12 protein-coding genes are annotated in these 18,875 nt (G+C 66.6%); all 12 read left to right on the top strand.

Annotated elements, in window-relative coordinates; translation table 11 throughout:
* Nucleotides 1-9 precede the first annotated feature (9 nt).
* Genes HU767_RS01525 through HU767_RS01470 form a run of 12 tightly spaced genes read left to right on the top strand, consistent with a single transcriptional unit; the run spans nt 10 to nt 18,666 of the window.
* Nucleotides 10-5,484, top strand: coding sequence for a non-ribosomal peptide synthetase (locus HU767_RS01525; RefSeq protein WP_186728300.1), 5,475 nt, complete (start codon nt 10-12; stop codon nt 5,482-5,484).
* Nucleotides 5,481-7,220, top strand: a complete 1,740-nt coding sequence (locus HU767_RS01520) for an ABC transporter ATP-binding protein (RefSeq protein ID WP_186728299.1) — start codon at nt 5,481-5,483, stop codon at nt 7,218-7,220. Before HU767_RS01525 ends, HU767_RS01520 begins: the two co-directional genes overlap by 4 nt.
* Nucleotides 7,217-8,962 (top strand): ATP-binding cassette domain-containing protein, encoded by a 1,746-nt coding sequence (locus tag HU767_RS01515; protein ID WP_186728298.1) that lies wholly within the window; start codon nt 7,217-7,219, stop codon nt 8,960-8,962. The genes HU767_RS01520 and HU767_RS01515 overlap by 4 nt, the downstream gene beginning before the upstream one ends.
* Nucleotides 8,956-10,059, top strand: coding sequence for a saccharopine dehydrogenase NADP-binding domain-containing protein (locus HU767_RS01510; protein WP_186728297.1), 1,104 nt, complete (start codon nt 8,956-8,958; stop codon nt 10,057-10,059). The genes HU767_RS01515 and HU767_RS01510 overlap by 7 nt, the downstream gene beginning before the upstream one ends.
* Nucleotides 10,056-11,087, top strand: a complete 1,032-nt coding sequence (locus tag HU767_RS01505) for a class I SAM-dependent methyltransferase (protein WP_186728296.1) — start codon at nt 10,056-10,058, stop codon at nt 11,085-11,087. The genes HU767_RS01510 and HU767_RS01505 overlap by 4 nt, the downstream gene beginning before the upstream one ends.
* Nucleotides 11,087-12,799: a class I SAM-dependent methyltransferase gene (locus HU767_RS01500; RefSeq protein ID WP_238349394.1), complete on the top strand. Its 1,713-nt coding sequence runs from the start codon at nt 11,087-11,089 to the stop codon at nt 12,797-12,799. Before HU767_RS01505 ends, HU767_RS01500 begins: the two co-directional genes overlap by 1 nt.
* The gene (locus HU767_RS01495; RefSeq protein ID WP_186728295.1) at nt 12,796-13,941 is read left to right on the top strand and encodes a Gfo/Idh/MocA family oxidoreductase; all 1,146 of its coding nucleotides are present in this window, start codon (nt 12,796-12,798) and stop codon (nt 13,939-13,941) included. The genes HU767_RS01500 and HU767_RS01495 overlap by 4 nt, the downstream gene beginning before the upstream one ends.
* Nucleotides 13,938-14,657: a VOC family protein gene (locus HU767_RS01490; RefSeq protein ID WP_186728294.1), complete on the top strand. Its 720-nt coding sequence runs from the start codon at nt 13,938-13,940 to the stop codon at nt 14,655-14,657. The genes HU767_RS01495 and HU767_RS01490 overlap by 4 nt, the downstream gene beginning before the upstream one ends.
* Nucleotides 14,650-16,248, top strand: coding sequence for an AMP-binding protein (locus HU767_RS01485; protein WP_186728293.1), 1,599 nt, complete (start codon nt 14,650-14,652; stop codon nt 16,246-16,248). The genes HU767_RS01490 and HU767_RS01485 overlap by 8 nt, the downstream gene beginning before the upstream one ends.
* Nucleotides 16,245-17,003, top strand: a complete 759-nt coding sequence (locus tag HU767_RS01480; protein ID WP_186728292.1) for an alpha/beta fold hydrolase — start codon at nt 16,245-16,247, stop codon at nt 17,001-17,003. Before HU767_RS01485 ends, HU767_RS01480 begins: the two co-directional genes overlap by 4 nt.
* Nucleotides 17,000-17,308: an isochorismate lyase gene (locus HU767_RS01475; protein ID WP_186728291.1), complete on the top strand. Its 309-nt coding sequence runs from the start codon at nt 17,000-17,002 to the stop codon at nt 17,306-17,308. The genes HU767_RS01480 and HU767_RS01475 overlap by 4 nt, the downstream gene beginning before the upstream one ends.
* Nucleotides 17,305-18,666 carry an isochorismate synthase gene (locus tag HU767_RS01470; RefSeq protein ID WP_186728290.1) on the top strand — a complete coding sequence of 454 codons (1,362 nt, stop codon included), beginning with the start codon at nt 17,305-17,307 and terminating at the stop codon, nt 18,664-18,666. Before HU767_RS01475 ends, HU767_RS01470 begins: the two co-directional genes overlap by 4 nt.
* The last annotated feature ends 209 nt before the right edge of the window (nt 18,667-18,875 follow it).

Below are 18,875 nucleotides of genomic sequence, written 5' to 3'. Positions count from 1 at the left end.
GCTGTACCCATGCCCGCCGCCAAACTGCTAAGTGAACTCAAGTCCCTGGGCGTCGAACTCTGGCCCCAGGACGGACAATTGAAATTCCGCGCCCCCCAAGGCCTGCTCAATGCCGAGCGCCTGGCACAACTGCGTGAGCACAAAGAACAGATCCTGCACCTGCTCGAAACACAGGAACGGCCACTGGTACAGGCTGACCCGGCGAACCACCACGCACCCTTCCCGCTCACCGACGTGCAGAACGCCTACCTCCTGGGCCGCCAATCTTCCTTTGGCTATGGCAACGTCGCCTGCCACGGTTATCTGGAACTGAGTTGGCCGCGGCTCGATCCGCAGCAGGTGGAACAGGCGTGGAACCGTCTGATCGAGCGTCACGACATGCTGCGCGCGGTGATCGCCAGCGAGGGTTCGCAATGCGTCCTGGCCAACGTTGCCCACTACTCGCTGGCCGTCGCGGACTTGCGCGGCGCCACGGCTGAACAGCACCGGCACGGCGTGCAGCAGATCCGCCAGGCCATGGAACAGAAGCTCTACCCCACCGATCAATGGCCGCTGTTCGAATTGCGCATGAGCCGCAGCGACAGCGGCGACACCCTGCATTTCTCCATGGATTCGCTGATCGCCGACTGGGCCAGCGCACAGTTGCTGTTCAACGAGTTGGAACAGCTGCTGGACGATCCCCAGGCCACCCTGCCGCCCCTGGACATCACCTTCCGCGACTACCTGCTGGCCGAGCGTGGCTTGCTCGAAGGCAGCCGCCACCAACGCGACCGTGAGTATTGGCTGGGGCGCGTCGATGACTTGCCCGCCGCGCCGCAACTGCCGGCGCCCCTGAGCGGTGAAGACACGGCCCCGCCGCGCTTCCAGCGGCATTCGGCCCAGCTCGATCAGCAGCAATGGAGCGCCCTGAAAAAAGCCGCCAACGAACGCGGCCTGACCCCTTCCATTGCGGTCCTCGCCGCCTACGTCGGAACCTTGCAACGCTGGAGCCAGCGCCCTGCCTTCAGCCTCAACCTGACGCTGCTCAACCGCTTGCCACTGCACCCGCAGGTGGATCGGCTGGTGGGGGACTTCACCTCCGTGAGCCTGCTCCAGGTCAACGATCCGCAAGGCCAGGACTTCACCCAGCAGGCCGGGCAATTGGGCGGCCAATTGTTTGCCGACCTGGAGCACCGGCTGTTTTCCGGCATTGAAGTGATGCGTGAAATCGGCCGTCGGCGGGGCCGTGAAGCCGCGGCCATGCCGGTGGTGTTCACCAGCGCCATCGGCCTGGCGATCGAACCCCTGGCGGCCAGCCAGCGCCGGGTGGGCCACGGCATTACCCAGACCCCGCAAGTCACCCTCGACTGCCAGGTGATGGATGACCGCCACGGTTTGCACATCCATTGGGACGTTCGCCAAGGCGTGTTCCCCGACGGCTTGGTCAACGACATGCAGCAGGCGTTCCTGGCGCAGTTGCAGCGGTTGGCCCTGGACCCGGTTGCCTGGGAACAACCCATGCAGGTGCCGCTGCCGGCCTGGCAGCAGCGTGAGCGCCTGGCGGCGAATGCCACCGCCGTGCCGCTGCCCACCGGTCGCTTGCATGACGGTCTGCTGGTCATGGCCAAGGCACATCCGCAAGCACTGGCGGTGATCGATGCCAACGGCAGCCTGACCTATGCCGCGCTCGTCGAGCGCGCCTTGGCCGTCGCTGCCACCCTGTGCCAGGCCGGTTGCGCCGCCCAGGAACCGGTGGCGATCCTCATGCCCAAAGGCCTCGACCAGGTCGTAGCGGCCTACGGTGTATTACTTGCCGGGGCCGCCTACCTGCCACTCGATAGCAATGCCCCGGCCGCCCGCCGCGACCGCGTGCTGCGCAGCGCCCAGGTGCGTCATGTACTTGGCCAGTCCCAGAGCCTGCCCGATACGCCGCTGCCGGATGGGTTGCACTGGCATGCCGTGGATCGACTGGCGCCGGCAGCGGCCGACTTCCAAGCGGTTGACAGCAACCCCGATGACCTCGCCTACGTGATCTTCACCTCCGGTTCCACGGGCGACCCCAAAGGCGTGATGATCAGCCATCGCGCCGCCCTCAATACCGTGCAAGACATCAACCGGCGTTTTCACGTCAACGCCAAGGACCGCGTGCTGGGGTTGGCACAGTTGAGTTTCGACCTGTCGGTGTACGACCTCTTCGGCCCCCTCGCCGTGGGCGGCGTGCTGGTGCTGCCCGACCCGGCACGTGGCGCCGACCCGTCGCACTGGGCCGAACTGGTGCAGCGGCATCAGGTGACGCTGTGGAACTCGGTGCCTGCGCAACTGCACATGCTCGTCCACTACCTGCATGCCGAGCCCCGGCCACTGGACAGCCTGCGCCTGGCGTTGTTGTCCGGTGACTGGATCCCGCTGAACCTGCCGCCGCAACTCCAACAACTCTTGCCTGGCCTGGCCCTGGTGGGTCTCGGTGGCGCGACCGAAGCCTCGATCTGGTCCAACCTGCACCTGATCGACGAGATTGACCCGGCGTGGCGCAGCATTCCCTATGGCCTGCCCTTGGCCAACCAGGGCTTTCGCGTGCTCGACAGCCAATGGCGCGACGCCCCGACCTGGGTGCCTGGCGACCTGTACATCACAGGTGTCGGCCTGGCCAACGGTTACCTTGGCGACCAGGCACTGAGCGACGCGCGGTTCTTCGCCCATCCCGTGGACGGCCAGCGCCTGTATCGCACCGGCGATCGGGGTCGCTACCTGCCGGGTGGCGAGCTGGAGTTTCTCGGCCGTGAAGACGGCCAAGTGAAAATCCGTGGGCATCGCGTTGAACTGGGCGAAATCGACGCCGCATTGCTCGCCATCCCCGGCGTGGACAACGCAATCAGCCTGGTCACCGGCGAAGCCACCGGAGAGCGCAGCCTGCTGGCCTTCGTCACTGCCGCGCGGACATCGCCAACACCGTTGCCGGACGCGTCCTTGCTCACGACGATCAACCGTTATGCCGACAACCAGGTCGGCGCCTTTGACGCCCAACAGATTGGCGATTACCAGGCAGACCTGAGTGCCGCGGCGCTGAGCTCGATGCTGGAGGTGATGCTCAAGGCCGGCTTGTTCAGCGGCGAGCTGGCCGAACCCGATGCCCCGGCCATTCTCCAGGCGTTGCAGGCACAGCCGCGCCACCACTGGCTGGTGCGCCGCTGGTTGGGCGCGCTGTGCGAGGCGGGCCTGTTGCAACTCGAACAATCACGCTATCGCCTGGCGCAACCGGCACCCGAGCCGGCGCTGGCCTGGGGCCGGGTGGAACAGGCCGTCGCCTCGGGGCTGTGCAGCCAGGCGCTGTTCGACTATCAACTCAACCACGTCTGGCAATTGCCGCCGTTGCTCAAGGGCGAGGTCAACCCGTTCGACCTGCTGTTTCCCCAAGGCCAACAGGACCTGGCATTGCAGCTGTACGGCGCAGACGCCGTTTCGCGCTACAACAATCACAGCATCGCGGCACTGATCAACCGCCTCGCCACCCACCATGACGGCGACGGGCCGCTGCGCATCCTGGAAATCGGCGCCGGCACCGGGGCCACCAGCGCGCCAGTGATCGGGCTGCTCGATGGCCTGGACGTCGATTACCTGTTCACCGACATGACCGCTTTTTTCTTGCCAGCGGCCAAGCAACGGTTTGCCGAGCACGCCTGGGTGCGCTACGGCGTGCTGGACATCGACCAGGACATCCGGCCCCAAGGGCTGGCCAGCAACAGCGTCGATGTCGTGTTGTGTGCCGGCATGCTCAACAGCGTCAAGGACATCGACAAAGCCCTCGGCCAGATCACCGAACTGCTCAGCCCCGGCGGTTGGTTGGTGTTCAGCGAACCCACCGGCGAATGGCCGCCGATCCTGTTGACCCAGGGCTTCATGATGACCCCGGTCAACGACGACCACGACCTGGGCCGTAGTGGTTTGCGCGACGCACAGACCTGGCAGGCGCGGATCCGGGCGTTGAGCGGTGAATGCCTGCCCGCCCTGCCCCAGGCCGATCACCCGCTGGCGGCCCTCGGCATGCAGGTGTTCGCCGCCCGTTTCAAGGCCGGGTTCCAGCGCCTGGACGTCGACAGCCTGCGCCGCGCCCTGGCCCAGCGCTTGCCCGAATACATGCTGCCGGCGCACCTGCAAGTGCTCGACCGCTTGCCATTGACCGCCAATGGCAAGGTCGACCGCAAGACCCTGGCCGGCTTGCGCCCCGCCGTTGATGCTCAAGTGTCCGCGGGCCAGGCGACGCCAACCGATCCCCTCACCGCCGAGCTGTGCCGGTTGTGGGCCGAGGCCTTGGGATTGACGCAAATTGGCGTCGACGACAGCTTCTACGAAAAAGGCGCCGACTCACTGATCCTCGCCCGTGTCGCCGGTCAACTGCGTGAACAACTGCCCCAGGCCCAGGCCTTGAGTTACGACACGCTGCTGCGGCAGATGCTCAACGAGCCGAATGTCACCGCCCTGGCGCGCCTGCTCAACCACGGCGAAGCCGCGCCAGTGCCCACTGCGGCGGGCGGCGAAGCCCAGCGTTCATCCAACAGCAATGCGTTGGTGGTGCCATTTGGCGGTGGCGAGGTCGGCCCGATGCGGGTGATGTTCCACGCCGCCCTCGGCACCTTGGATTACTTCCAGCACCTGGGGCGCGCCCTGGCCGAGCAACAGGCCGGTCCGGTGATCGGCTTTGCCGTGGCCGACACCGAGCGCTACCTGGCCCTGGAGCCCAAGCGCCTGATCGAAAGCGTGGCCCAGGATTACGCAGAACGCTTGATCGCCGACGGTCACCAGCGCTTCCAGCTGATCGGTTACTGCCTGGGCGGGCTGCTCGCCACCGAGGTCGCCCGGCGCTTGCTCGAACGGGGCATGGACGTGGTGGACCTGAGCCTGATCGACAGCATTCCGATGTTCATCGACACCGACGAAGAGCTGGCCTACGAGGCGATCTTCGTGCCCAACCTGAACCTGGATCCGGTGAAAACCGTGTTCGGCCCGCATATCGAAGACTATGACGTGTACCGCGCCATCGATCTGCTGATGGCCCGTGACAATCGCCGCGTGCCCGCCGGGGCCATGGCCGGCTTGAGCGGCGACCCGGGCCTTGAAGCCCTGGCGCTGGCGGTGCGACAACAATCGGCGCGCAGCCAGGAACAACGCCTGGCCGAATATGCGCGCCTGGCGTCGGGCCAGGCCGGGGTGCCCATCGGCCCGGAGCTGGTGCCGACGTTGTTCCGCGTCTGCCGCCACAGCATGCGCGCGGCACGGTTCGACCCGCCGCCGTTCCTCGGCAACATGACCTACCTGCGCTGCCTGGAGCAGCAATCGTTCGGCATCACCGGCGGCGTTGGCCACCTGGCGGCACCGTTCTGGGAAGACGCGTGCCTGGGACGATTCGACTTGATCGATGTGCCCGGCAATCACTTCAGCGTGATCGAACCGCCTCACGTCCACACCGTCACCGCGCACCTGCTGGACGCCCTACGGAAAAACTCATGACCACCGCTCTGGATACCCTGAAACGTCCGGTCAACCGCCTGATTCACTTAGGCGTAGCGTTTGCCGCGGTCGGCGCACTGGTCAACCTGGTGCCCTTCATCGGCCTGACCGAGCTGGGCCGGTTGCTGCTGGCCGGTGGCGTCGACACTCAAGCCTTGTGGCGTTGGGCGGCGCTGGTGGTGGTCGCCTTGAGCCTGGGCTGGGTGGCCAACGGCGTGGCCCTGTGGTTGACCCACCTGGCGGACCACCGCCTGCAAGCCAGCCTGCGCGAAGCCATGGTGCGCAAGCTGGGGCGCGTGCCCCTGGGCTGGTACACCGACACCACCTCGGGCGCGGTGCGCAAAGTGGTGCAGGACGATCTGGAAGACCTGCATCACCTGGTCGCCCATCACGCGGTGGAACTTACCGCGGCCATCGTCACGCCCGTGGCGGGGTTGGTGTGGCTGGTCACGCTGAACTGGCGCCTGGCGCTGCTGGCGGTACTGACCTTGCCGGTGTATGCGCTGGCCTACGCCCTGATGATGCGCGGCTTCGGCGCGAAAATGCAGTTGCTGGACAAGAGCATGAGCCGGGTCAGCGCCGCCATCGTCGAGTTTGTCCACGGCATTGCCGTGGTCAAGGCGTTCGGCCAGGTGGGCCAGGCCCATCGCAGCTATCAGCAGGCGGTCAACCAGTTCAGCGAACAATACGCCGGTTGGGTCAAGCCGCTGCTGCGCCTGGAGGCGTTGTCCTCGATGGCCTTGAGCGTCCCGGTGATTCTGCTGGTGAGCCTGGGGGTGGGCAGCTTGTTGTTGGCCAAAGGCTGGATCACGCCGCTGCAATTGTTCGCCGAGACCTTGGTGGCGGTGGTGATTCCGCAGTCGCTGTTGGTGATCAATCAAAGCCTGACCGCCCAACGCACCGCCCTGGCGGCCGCCGACCGCATCGAAGTACTGCTCAAGGTCGAAGAACTGCCCGCGCCGAAAGTCGGCAAGCAGCCCCAGGGCAGTGACATCACCTTTGAACACGTGCAGTTCGGCTACGACCCCGAGCACCCGATCCTCAACGGTGTCGACCTGCACTGTCCGGCTGGCAGCGTGACCGCCCTGGTCGGCGCGTCCGGCGCGGGCAAGTCGACCCTGGCCAAACTGGTGCCGCGCTTTCACGACGTCAAGGCTGGCTGCGTGCGGGTGGGCGGTGTCGATGTGCGGGACATCGATCCGCGCCAGTTGTATCGACAGGTCGGTTTCGTCTTGCAGGACGCGCAACTGGTGCACGGGACAGTGGCCGACAACCTGCGCCTGGGCCGCCCCGAGGCCAGCGACGCGGAGGTGGAGATGGCGGCCCGCTCGGCGCAGATTCACCTGCGCATCGAGGCCCTGCCCCGTGGCTATCAGTCGGTGATCGGCGAGGATGCGATTTTCTCTGGCGGTGAAGCGCAACGCCTGTCCATCGCCCGCACGCTGCTGGCCGACACGCCGGTGCTGATCCTCGACGAGGCCACTTCCCACGCCGACCCCGAATCCGAAGCGTTGATCCAGGACGCCCTGTCGGCCCTGGCCCGGGGCCGTACGGTGCTGGTGATCGCCCACCGCCTGGCCAGCATCAGCGGCGTGGACCAGATCGTCGTCCTCGATCAGGGCCGCGTGCTTGAAAGCGGTCGCCATGAATCCCTGCTCCAAGCCAACGGCGCCTATGCCCAGCTGTGGCGCGCCGGCGCCAAGCACCCCGTCCCCGAGTTGGAGATGTCCCTGTGATCCGCAGTCTTGTCACGTTACTGGGGCCGGCCCATGCCGCCCGCCTTTACCGATACCTCGCGTGGCTGGTGACCAGCGCCGTGCTGCAAGGCCTGGCCGTGGCTTTCCTGGTGCCGATCCTGCACGCGCTGTTTGCCGGTGACCCAGCCACGGCGCTGGCTTGGCTGGCCGGCCTGGCGGCGATGGCCGTGCTGACCTGCATCGCCCATTACCAGCAGGCGATGAAGGGCTTTGCCCTGGCGCTGGTGGTGCTGACCACCCTGCATGATCGCCTCGGCCAACACTTGGCCAGCCTGCCCCTGGGCTGGTTCAATTCAGAAAAAATCGGCCGCCTGTCGCGCAGTGCCACCAGCGGCACGTTGATGGTTACCGGCCTGTTCGCCCATTACCTGGGACCGGTGGTGTCCGGAGTGGTGGTGCCGGCCACGGTCGCGCTGACCTTGTTCATCTTCGACTGGCGCCTGGGCCTGACCGCCGTGCTGTGCGCGCCGCTGATCTACTTCACCCACCACTGGTCCGCCGCCGCCATCGGCAATAACGACGCCCGGGTCGAAGCCGCCGCGACCTTGGCCGGTAACCGCGTGGTCGAGTTCGCCCGCTACCAGCAAGTGCTGCGCGCCTTTGGCCGGACCCAGGACGGCTACGCGCCCTTGCAGGCAGCCAACCTGGCGCAGAAACAGGCCGGTGGTTCGATGTTGGCCCAGACCTTTCCGAAACTGCTGGCCGGCGGCCTGACCGTGCAATTAGCCTTTGCGCTGCTGGTGGGCGTGGGCGTCGCCCTGGCCGTCCGCGGTGATATCGACGCCATCCAACTGGTCGCGTTGCTGGCCCTGGCGGCCCGTTTTGTCGGGCCACTGGCCGAGGCGGCGGCGCGCAGCGGCCTGCTGCGCATGGCCGGTAATGACCTGGAGCAACTGGTCGGCATCCTGCGCGAGTCGCCATTGCCACAACCCACTGTCAGCCAGCCGTTGACCGCCCCCGGCAGCTTTGCCTTCGAACACGTCAGCTTCGCCTACGCCAGTGGCCCGACGGTGCTGCGCGACCTGAGCTTCACTGCACCGGCCCATTCGATGACGGCGATTGTCGGCGCCTCGGGCTCGGGCAAGACCACCGTCACGCGCCTGCTCATGCGGTTTTTCGATGCGACCGAAGGCAGGGTCAAGGTCGGCGGCGTCGATGTACGCGAACTGTCCAACGAAGCCTTGATGGCGCAATTGTCGCTGGTGATGCAGGACGTCTACCTGTTCGACGACAGTCTCGAAGCCAACATCCGTGTCGGCAGGCCGGACGCCAGTGCACAGCAGGTGGCTGAAGCGGCGCGACTGGCCGGCGTCGATGAAATCGTCGCGCGCCTGCCCCAGGGCTGGCGCACCCCGGTGGGAGAAGGCGGCGCGTCACTGTCCGGCGGTGAACGCCAGCGAGTATCTCTGGCTCGGGCATTGCTCAAACGCGCGCCAATCGTGCTGCTGGATGAAGCCACTGCCGCGCTCGATCCCCAGAACGAAGCCTTTGTACAAGCGGCGATTCGTAGCCTGAAGCAAAGCTCGACCGTATTGGTCATCGCCCATCGCCTGCCGACCATCATGGCTGCCGAGCAGATTCTGGTGCTGGATCAAGGCCGGTTGGTGGAAGCAGGCACTCACTCGCAACTGCTGGCCCTCCACGGGCGGTACGCCGGGTTCTGGCGTGATCGCCAGCGTGCCGGCGGCTGGCGCCTGAATGCGCAGGCCCAGCCATGCTGATCGGGGTGCTGGGCGCCAGTGGCGATGTCGGTCTGGCCAGCGCTCGGGCGCTGTTGAGCTTGGGCGTGAACGAACTGCGCCTGGGCGGGCGTGATGCCCGCAACGGTGCCCGCTGCCTGGCATCGCTCCAGCAGCAATGGCCCGACGCGCGCCTGCACTGGTACGCGGTGGACTTCAATGATGCCGCTGCCCTGGCCGGTTTCGCCCATGGCTGCGACGTGCTGCTCAATTGCGCCGGGCCTTCCTGGCGACTGGAAGATCGGGCCGCCCGGGCGGCGTTGCAAACCGATGCGCACTACGTGGACGCCGCCGGCGAGGTGGCACTTGAGCCGAGCCAATGGCACAACCGTTGCGCCGTCCTCGGAGCCGGCCTGCAACCAGGGCTTACCGGCTTGCTGCCCCGTTGGCTGGCCCAGCAGGCTTTCTCTGGAGTCCAGGGACTGACCAGCTATTTCGGCCTGCGTGACCAGTTCACCGCCGTGGCCGCCGACGACTTCCTGCAAGGGGCGGTGGACGGCACCAGCGAACCCCTGGCGGCCTGGCGCAACGGCCGTTGCAGCCGGGCACTGCGCCGCAGCCGGGATGTGCTGCTGCCGTGTTTCCCCGGCCAGGTTCACTTGCTGCCCTATTTGAATCGGGAAGGCGAATGCCTGGCCATGGACCTGCGCCTGGACGTCGGCCATTGGTTCAACGTGATCACCGACGGACATGTGCTCAAGACCCTGGACCTGGCCCACGGCCTGACGCGCGCCGATGCGGTGCAGCGGTTGTGCGAGGCCAGCCGGCTGGACCTCAGCGGCCAGGCCCCTTTCGTCACGTTGCTGCTGCAACTCGACGGGGTGTGGAACGGCCAGGCACGCACCCGCAGCCTGGTGCTCAGCGGCGCAGGCAACGCGGCGCTGACTGGAGCAATGGCCGCCGCCACGGTGGTCAGCGTGGCGAACGATGAGATCAGCACCGGCTGCCATTACGCCGCCCAGGTGTTGCCACCCGCCGCCAGCCTTGAACGCCTGCAACGCACCTCGGCGATCCGTGCCCTGAACCTGCTGCCCGGCCCGCTCGATCACCTGCACACCGTTGAAGAAGGTTGCCTATGAACAGCGCCCTGAATGAACTCGAAGACGTGAGCCTGGGGGTAATGGCCCAAGTGTTGCTGCACACCCAGGCTTTGCCGGTGCAGGCCTGGCGCGGCGCCGGGCAGATCAACCAGGCCTTGGGCACGGCGCCCCGCCATGCCTGGATCGTGCGGCGCTGGCTGGCGGCGCTGACCCGCGCCGGTGCGCTGCGCGAAGACGCCGGACGCCTCGCCTGGCAAGGCACGCCACCTCCGGCCGCGGTCGAAAACTTGCCCGGGCTGTACGCCGAACTGGGCTTCCCGGCCAGCATGGCGCCCCTGCACCGCCAGGTCATCGAGTGCCTGCCCGACCTGTTGCGCGACCAACTCGCCCTGGCACCGTTGCTGGTGCAATCGGGTGACCCCGTCGCGATGCTGGGCGCCTACCAGCGCAACCACTTCACCGCTGCGATCAATCGAGCCCTCGCCGCACGGGCAAGCGAAGTCCGTGCCCTCGGCGATGTACTGCGGGTGCTGGAGTTGGGCGGTGGTGCTGCCTGCACCACCCGCGCCGTGCTGGCAGCGTTGCAAGCGCGGGAAAAGGACTATCGCTTTACCGACATCAGTTCGCTTTTCACCGGGGCGGCCCAGCGTGAGTTTCGCCTGGAACCGGGGATGCATATCGGTTTGCTCGACCTGGACCGGGACTTCGCCGAGCAAGGCATCGAGACCCGCAGCCAGGACCTGGTGGTCGCGGGCAACGTCCTGCACAACGCCCGCGACTTGCCCCGCAGCCTCGGACAGATACGCGCCTGCCTGCGGGACGGCGGGCGCTTGTTGTTCAGTGAGTCCATCGAGGACAACCCGGCGATGCTGACCTTCATGCACCTGCTGCTGTCGCCGCCTGCCGATGCGCCGTTGCGCAGTGCCGATGAAGTGTTCATCCCGCCTGATGCATGGCACCGGGCCTTGCAGGCCCAGGGTTTCCAATTACTTGAAGTTTGGCCCGCGGCCAGCGACCCGCTGGCGGTCGCCGGGCAACGTTTGTTTCACGCCGTAGGAGTTTCATGATGACGCTGCACGTTGACATCCTGCTGATCGAGCTACCCGCCGGCGCATTTCCCTGGCATTTACCGGCCCTGACGGACCTGGGCATGCATCAGCGCTCCCCGGCACGCCTGTTGGCGGTGATCGAACGCCAACGCCCCGCCGTGGCGGTCATGAACGCCGAGCAGTTGGAACGGCTGCTGGACTTCCCAGCGTTGCCATTGACCGACCTGAGCTACCTGGAACAGGTGCTGTTCATCACGGCGCAACCGGGCGACTGGCAACTGGCCGAGCGGGCGGCGGCACAGCTCAATTGCCGCGTCCAGGGGTTTACGGATGCCCTCGGCGAATGGCGCGACCTGGCCAGCGTCAAGCTCGAGCATCAACGTTGGCGCGAGCGGGCCCTCGGGCATCCCGACGTGAGTAGTGTCGCGCTGCACGGCCAGACCTTGTTCGCCGTGCCTCACCCTTGCGAGGCCGCCTGGGTCGAGGATCACCTCGATGCGACCGAAGCGGCCCTCGACCTGCAGTTTTCCAGCGAGCAACTCGTCGAAGCGGTACGGCTCAATGATCGGCTGGGCCACGCCGCGTTGCTGTCGATGCTCAACGGCCTGGACCATTGTGGTCTGTTGCCCGCCCCGTTGAACGATGTCGCCCAGGGGTTGGCCCATGGGGGCATCGCGCCGGGTCATCGGCCATTGATCGCGCGCTGGCTGGACGTGTTGCAGGGGCAAGGGCTGTTGCGCCGCGAAGGCACCCGACTGCACCCGACCCTCGACACCCGCGCCTGGAGCGACGAAGCCCTCGAAGGCATCTGGACGCAACTGGCCCTGGACTGGGCGCGCAACACCGGCGGCAGCGGCACCCTCGACTATGCACGGGACAACGCCCGTCAATTACCGGCGCTGATGCGCGGCGACTGCGCGGCGGTGCACCTGTTGTTTCCCGAGGGGCGAACCGAACGCGCGGCGGCGTTGTACCGCGAAAGCCTGGCGGCCCAGTACCAGCATCGCGCCGTAGCCCACTGGGTCGGGGCTTGGGCCGCACGCCAGAGCGCCGGTGTGCCGTTGCGCGTGCTCGAAGTCGGTGCCGGCACCGGGTCGACCACCCAGGCGGTGTTGCCGGCCTTGGCCGATGCTGCGGTGGACTACCTGTGCACCGACGTGTCGCGCTATTTCAGCGAGCAGGCCGCCGAGCGCCTGCAAGACTGGTCGTGGGTTCGCCACGGCGTGTTCGACATCGACCGCCCTGCCCTGGCCCAGGGTTACCACAGCCAGGATTGGGACCTGATCATTGCCGGTGGCGTGCTCAATGCCGCTCGCGATACCGAGCGCTCCCTGGCGAACCTGCTCGTCCTGCTCAAGCCAGGCGGCTGGCTGGTGTTCAGCGAACCCACGCAAGAGGAATTCTGGGTGATGGCCTCCCAGGCCTTCATGCTCAACCAGGCCGACGATGAACGTCAGCTCAGCAGCACCACCTTCCTGAACCTCACCCAGTGGCAAACCGCGCTGGCCAGGAGCGGATTCCAGGGCAACCGCAGCCTGCCCGCCGCCGGGCACCCATTGGCGCGCCTGGGCCATCGCGTCTTCGTCGCCCAGGTACCCAACCATCGCCTGAGCCGCGCGGCACTGGCCGCGCACCTTGAAGAGCCCGTCCTGGATCTTGAACTACTCGACCAATTGCCCGACGACCCTACGCTGGCCCAGTGGGCTCGCCTCCCGGAGACTTGCCCATGAACAGCGCCCCTGCGCGCAAACGCGTAATCGTGGCCGGCACCGCGTTCGGCCGCATCTACCTGCAAGCCCTGGCCCGCGCCCACGATCGCTACCAACTGGTGGGCATCCTGTCCCGTGGCAACGCCTATTCGAAAGCTTGCGCCGAGCATTACGGGGTGGCGCTGTACGAGACCGTCGAACAGGTGCCGGATGAGGTCGATATCGCCTGCGTGGTGGTGCGCTCCGGGGCAACCGGGGGCGCCGGCGGTGACTTGGCCCAACAATTTTTGCGTCGTGGCATCCACGTGTTGCAGGAACACCCGGTGCACCACCGCGAAATCGCCGCGTGCATGCAGGCCGCGCGCCAGGGCCAGGCCGCCTATGCGGTGAACACGCTGTACCCGAATATCCTGGCGATCCGGCGCTTTCTCGCCGTGGCCGCCTACCTGCGCGATCAACAAGGATTGGCGTACATCGAAGCCGCCTGCAACAGCCAGGTCGCCTACCCGCTGCTGGATATTCTCGGGCGCCTGGCCGGTGGCCTACGGCCCTGGTCGTTCGCGGCCCCGGCCCCGACGCTCGGGGAGCATCCCTTCACCCGGCTCGATGCCCGTTTCAACGGCGTCCCCATCAGCCTGCGAATACAGAACCAGGTGCACCCCAAGGACCCGGACAACCACTCGTTCCTGCTGCATCGCCTCGAAGTCGGCTGCGAAGCCGGGGTGCTGAGCCTGGGCGACACCCACGGCCCGGTGCTGTGGAATCCGCGCCTGCACGCGCCGAGGGACAGCACTGACCGGCTGATCATGGCCGGCCCCGGCAGCGAACGGCTGGCCGGGCCAACGATGGTGCTTCTCGACCCGCAGGTGCCCCTGAGCTACCGGCAGGTGTTCAACCAGGTCTGGCCCGACGCGGTCAGCGTCGCCCTGAACGCGTTATGCCGCGACATCGACGAACCTTCCCGGCGCCTGCACAGCGGCGTCTGGGCCACCGAGGTGTCCATGGCCTGGCGCGAAATGAACAACCTGATCGGCATGCCCACCTTGATCGAGCCGCCCGTGCCCCGCGCGCTGCCCCTGGCCGAACTCCAGGCGCTGGCCGACGCCGTGCAACCCCCTTGCGGTGACGACACCGCCCAACTGCTCGGAGCGCTGCCGTTTTGAACACTGCCCAACCTTTGTCCAATTGCAGCCACGTGTTGCTGTGGGTGCGCGACTTGCACCAGGCCGTGGCGAACTTTCGCGCCGCCGGTTTCGAAGTCACCTACGCCACTGCCGAGGCTCGCGCGCAACACGCGCACATCTGGTTCAGCCAGGGGCCGATCATCGAGTTGCTCACCACACCGCGTCACGCCTGGCTGTTCAAGTGGCCCATCGACTGCCTGGCCGGCCGTGGCGCCGGGCGGCGGATGTTGCGCTGGGCCGCCCAGGGCGAAGGGTTCTGCGACCTGGCGCTGCTGTGCGATACCCCGGCCCTGGCGCCGCGCCTCAAGGGCCTGGCGGGCTGCGGCGTGGCCATGGGTCGCACGGTGAATTGGCGGCGTACCTGTGTGGATGGCCGCCAGACGCGCTTTCGTTTCGTCTATCCACGCCACGACCGCCTGCCCTTCCTGGTTACGCCCTATGAGCCGGCCCAGCATCCGCCCCAAATGATTCACCCCAACGGCGCGACGGGCCTGGCGGCGATCCACATGGGCGTCCATCCCGCCGACCACACCGCCCTCAGCTTGCTGGCCGGCGACGACCCGTTGCTGCGTATCCAGGCGGCCGAATACACCGGCGTACAGGCGGTTCGAATCGCCGGCCTGGCGCACCCGCTGATTCTGCACGGCGCCCGTTTGCTGGGTTGCCCGACCGTTCAAGGAGATTGCCATGCTTGATGGATGCACCGACTGGCCCGACGACTTCATCCGCCGCTATCGCGAACACGGTTATTGGCAAGGCGTGCCGCTGGGCCAGCTGTTGCGCGAGCAGGCGCTGCGTACGCCGCACAAAGAGGCGCTGGTGGACGGCCATCGGCGTTGGCGTTACGCCGAGCTCGATCTGCAAGCCGACCGCTTGGCCGCCGGGCTCGCCGACCGGGGCTTGCGCGCTGGCCAACGGGTACTGGTGCAACTGCCCAACGTCGCTGAATTTTTCAGCCTGACGTTCGCCCTGTTGCGCCTGGGCGTGATTCCGGTGTTCGCCCTGCCGGCCCATCGCGAACATGAACTGGTCCACTTGGCCCAACTGAGCCAGGCCGTGGCCTATGTGATTGTCGATCGACACCTGGGCTTCGATTATCGACCGCTGGCACGGGCCCTGTGTAAACAAGCGCCGAGCCTGCAACAGGTCTTTGTGGTCGGGGCGGCCGAGACGTTCGTCCCCCTGGGCGACTGCGTTGCTGACCCTCGCCCGCTGCCGGCGCCAGACTCACGGGAAGTCGCCGTGCTGCTGCTGTCCGGTGGCACCACCGGCCTGCCCAAGCTGATCCCGCGCACCCATGACGACTACGCCTGCAATGCGCGCCTGGCAGCCCGCGCCTGCGGCTTCGACAGCCACACCCGCTACCTGGCGGCGTTGCCCGTGGCCCATAATTTCCCCTTGGCCTCACCCGGCGCGTTCGGGGTGTTCAGTGTCGGCGCCACCCTCGTGCTGGCGCCGGAGCCCAGCCCCGAAACCACCTTCGAACTGATCGAAGGCGAACGCATCACCCACACTGCGTTGATCCCGCCGCTGGTCCTGCTGTGGCTGGAAATGGCGCAATGGTCCGACCACGAGCTGAGCAGCCTGCAATGGTTACAAGTCGGTGGCGCGCGGCTCAAGGCCGAGATCGCCGCGCGTATCGGCCCGACCCTGGGCTGTGGCCTGCAACAGGTCTACGGCATGGCCGAAGGGTTGCTGTGCTTCACGCCGCTGGATGACCCACAAGCACGCATCTTCGAGACCCAGGGCCTGCCGCTCACCGCCGACGATGAGATCCGCATCGTCGACGCCGATGACGTGCCGGTCGCCCCAGGCGCCGTGGGCGAATTGCTGGTGCGCGGCCCCTACACCATTCGCGGTTACTACAACGCCGCCGAACAGAATCTGCGCGCCTTCACCGCCGACGGTTTCTACCGCAGCGGCGACCTGGTGCGGCGTTTGCCCGAGGGCCATTTGATCGTCGAGGGGCGGACCAAGGATGTGATCAATCGCGGCGGCGAGAAAATTCCAGTGGAGGAAATCGAGAATCTGCTGCTGGGCCATCCGTTGATTCGCGATGTCGCCCTGGTGGCCTTGGCCGATGAGCTGCTGGGTGAGCGCAGTTGCGCCTGCGTGCTGGCCCATGGCGAACAGGTCGAACTGGGCACGATCAACGCCTGGCTGCGCGAGCGTGGACTGGCCGCCTACAAACTGCCGGACCGCTTGCAGGTGCTGCGCGAATTCCCGCTGACGCGCCTGGGCAAGGTCAACCGCAAAGCCCTGGCGGAACAGGTGCAGGCCTTATGAACAGCGAAATGTCCCCGTGGTTGCGCGTGCTGCGTCAGGGTGACCAACCCCGGGCCCGCCTGGTGTGCCTGCCCCACGCTGGAGGCAGCGCGAGTTTCTTCCGTCCGTGGCTGACGCACCTGCCGGGGGATATCGACTTGCTGGCCGTGCAATATCCCGGACGTGAAGAACGGTTCAACGAGACGCGTATTGCCTGCCTGGCCCGCCTGGCTGAACACATCAGCCAGGCCCTCTTGAGTCTGCCCTCCCGCCCGCTGTGGCTGTTTGGCCACAGCATGGGCGCGGCGCTGGCCTACGCCGTCGGTGTGCAGTTGGAGGCGGCGGGCGGCGGTGCCGAGCATGTGTTTGTCTCGGCCCACCCGCCACCGCACCGGCAACCAGCCAGTGACCTGCACCGCCAGGACGATGCCGCGCTGATCGCCGACATCCTGCGCCAGGACGCCGAGGCCACAAGCCTGTGGGGCAACCCGCAACTGCGCGGGTTGTTCCTGCCGACCCTGCGCAGCGATTACCAGGCCATCGAAACCTGGCAACCGGCGCGGCTTGACCGTTTGGCGGCGCCCATCGACGTACTGCTGGCCCGGGCCGACACCGATGTCAGCCTTGACCAGGCCCGGGCCTGGGCGGACCTGAGCGAACACACCCCGGATATCCGCCAGTTCGACGGCGATCATTTTTACCTCAAGCAACAGCCGCGCCCCGTGATCCATCACTTGCTGCGACGCACGGCCTACCTTCAAGGAGACTCGGTATGAAAATCCCGGAACACTGCACCGGCCTGCCGGACATTCGCCACGCCATCGACACCCTCGACCGGCAGATCATCGATGCCCTGGGGCTGCGCATGCAGTACGTCAAGGCGGCCTCGTCGTTCAAGCCCGACCAGGCCAGTATCGCCGCACCGGACCGCGTCGCGGCGATGTTGCCGCAGCGCCGGCAGTGGGCGCGGGAGGCGGGGCTGGACGGTGAATTCGTCGAAGGCCTGTTCAATCAGGTCATCCACTGGTACATCGCGGAACAAACGGCGTTCTGGCTGCAAAAAAAGAGCGCGGCCGTATGAACGAAGCCGCCTTACTGAGTGTGTTCGAAGCTGCGCACCAGCTCGCGCTGAAGCATCAGCGGCCCGTTGTCGCCGTGAGTTCGCGCCCCGCACCGAACCTTGATCCCCTAGTGCTTTACGAAACGCACCGGCAGGGCTTTTTCTGGTGTGCTCATTCACCGGGCCTGGCTCTGTTCGGTCTGGGCTGCGCCTGGCAGATCGAAGCCACGGGACCCCAGCGATTGGCCGAGGTGAACCGTCAATGGTTCGCGCTGTGTGCCGACGCGGTGATCGACGGCGCCCATCCACCGCTGCTGCTGGGCGGCATGCGTTTCGACACGCAACAACCTTGCGCGCCACATTGGGCGCCGTTCGCCGATGCCAGCTTTCACCTGGCCCAATGGCTGCTCAGCGAGGACGGCGACGGCCGCTGGCTGCGTTGCCAATGCGTGGTGGAACCCGGCAGCGATCCGGCCGCATTGGCGCGCGCCAGCGTGGCGGCGCACCAACAGCTTTTCGCGTCGCCACGCTCGCTCGCATCGCACCCGGAGGTGATCGAACGCACCGCATTGCCCGCGCCCCAGTGGCAAGCCAAGGTCGCCAACGCCTTGCAGGCCATCGACAGCGGCGAGCTGAGCAAAGTGGTGCTCGCTCGCCATATCGAATATCAGCTGGACGCCGCCCTCGATAGCGGCGCCGTCATGCGTCGGCTGCACGAGCGGCGCAACTCATCCCATCTGTTCGCCTTGCACCGCGCGGGCAGCTGTTTCATGGGCGCCACCCCGGAGCGGCTGCTCAGTTGCCGGGAAGGCCACCTGAGCACCCACGCCCTCGCCGGTAGCGCGCGCCGGGCCCCAACGCCCGAGGAAGACCAGCAAGTGGGCGCAGGTTTGTTGGCGGACCCCAAGGAACTGCATGAACATCAACTGGTGGTGCAGACCATCCTGCAAGGCTTGAGTGGCATCGTCAGCGACCTGCAAGCGGCCACCCGACCCGAACTGCTGAAACTGGCCACGGTGCAGCATCTGAGCAGCCCGATCAGCGCCCGGCTTGTAGAGGGGTGTAGTTTGCTGGACGGCATCCAGGCCTTGCACCCCACCCCAGCGGTTGGAGGTTTGCCAGCGGCGACGGCCATGGCCTTCATTCGCCGGCACGAGGGCTTCGACCGGGGCTGGTACGCCGCGCCCGTGGGTTGGCTGGACGCCCGGGGCAACGGCGATTTCCTGGTAGCCTTGCGTTCGGCGCTGATGACACCTTTGCATTGCCACTTGTTCGCAGGCTGCGGGATTGTCCAGGGGTCTCGACCGGCCGATGAGTACGAGGAAACCCAAATCAAACTGGCGAGCATGGAGCAGGCCTTGCATCTGGCTCCACGCTAACGGCGAGCCAATGATGAACCTGTGGCCAGAGATTGCTCCCGCTGGGTTCTGTAGGAGCTGGCGAAGCCTGCGATCTTTTGATTTTGATCTTTCCCTTGATACTCAAATGCCGGGGGAAAGATCGCAGCCTCGCTTCGCTCGACAGCTCCTACAGGCCCAGCGGGAGCAATCTCTGGCCACGGGTTTGTCGATTGCCTTAAGTGAACGGC

The sequence above is a fragment of the Pseudomonas sp. SWRI179 genome (assembly GCF_014268705.1).
In the GTDB taxonomy this organism is placed as follows: domain Bacteria; phylum Pseudomonadota; class Gammaproteobacteria; order Pseudomonadales; family Pseudomonadaceae; genus Aquipseudomonas; species Aquipseudomonas zanjanensis.
Note: the sequence above shows the minus strand (reverse complement) of the source record. Positions and strands in the feature narration are given on the sequence as shown.

Coding starts and splice junctions, on each gene's coding strand:
- HU767_RS01525 (WP_186728300.1), top strand. CDS start 10: ATGCCCGCCGCCAAACTGCTAAGTGAACTCAAGTCCCTGGGCGTCGAA.
- HU767_RS01520 (WP_186728299.1), top strand. CDS start 5,481: ATGACCACCGCTCTGGATACCCTGAAACGTCCGGTCAACCGCCTGATT.
- HU767_RS01510 (WP_186728297.1), top strand. CDS start 8,956: ATGCTGATCGGGGTGCTGGGCGCCAGTGGCGATGTCGGTCTGGCCAGC.
- HU767_RS01505 (WP_186728296.1), top strand. CDS start 10,056: ATGAACAGCGCCCTGAATGAACTCGAAGACGTGAGCCTGGGGGTAATG.
- HU767_RS01500 (WP_238349394.1), top strand. CDS start 11,087: ATGACGCTGCACGTTGACATCCTGCTGATCGAGCTACCCGCCGGCGCA.
- HU767_RS01495 (WP_186728295.1), top strand. CDS start 12,796: ATGAACAGCGCCCCTGCGCGCAAACGCGTAATCGTGGCCGGCACCGCG.
- HU767_RS01485 (WP_186728293.1), top strand. CDS start 14,650: ATGCTTGATGGATGCACCGACTGGCCCGACGACTTCATCCGCCGCTAT.
- HU767_RS01480 (WP_186728292.1), top strand. CDS start 16,245: ATGAACAGCGAAATGTCCCCGTGGTTGCGCGTGCTGCGTCAGGGTGAC.
- HU767_RS01475 (WP_186728291.1), top strand. CDS start 17,000: ATGAAAATCCCGGAACACTGCACCGGCCTGCCGGACATTCGCCACGCC.
- HU767_RS01470 (WP_186728290.1), top strand. CDS start 17,305: ATGAACGAAGCCGCCTTACTGAGTGTGTTCGAAGCTGCGCACCAGCTC.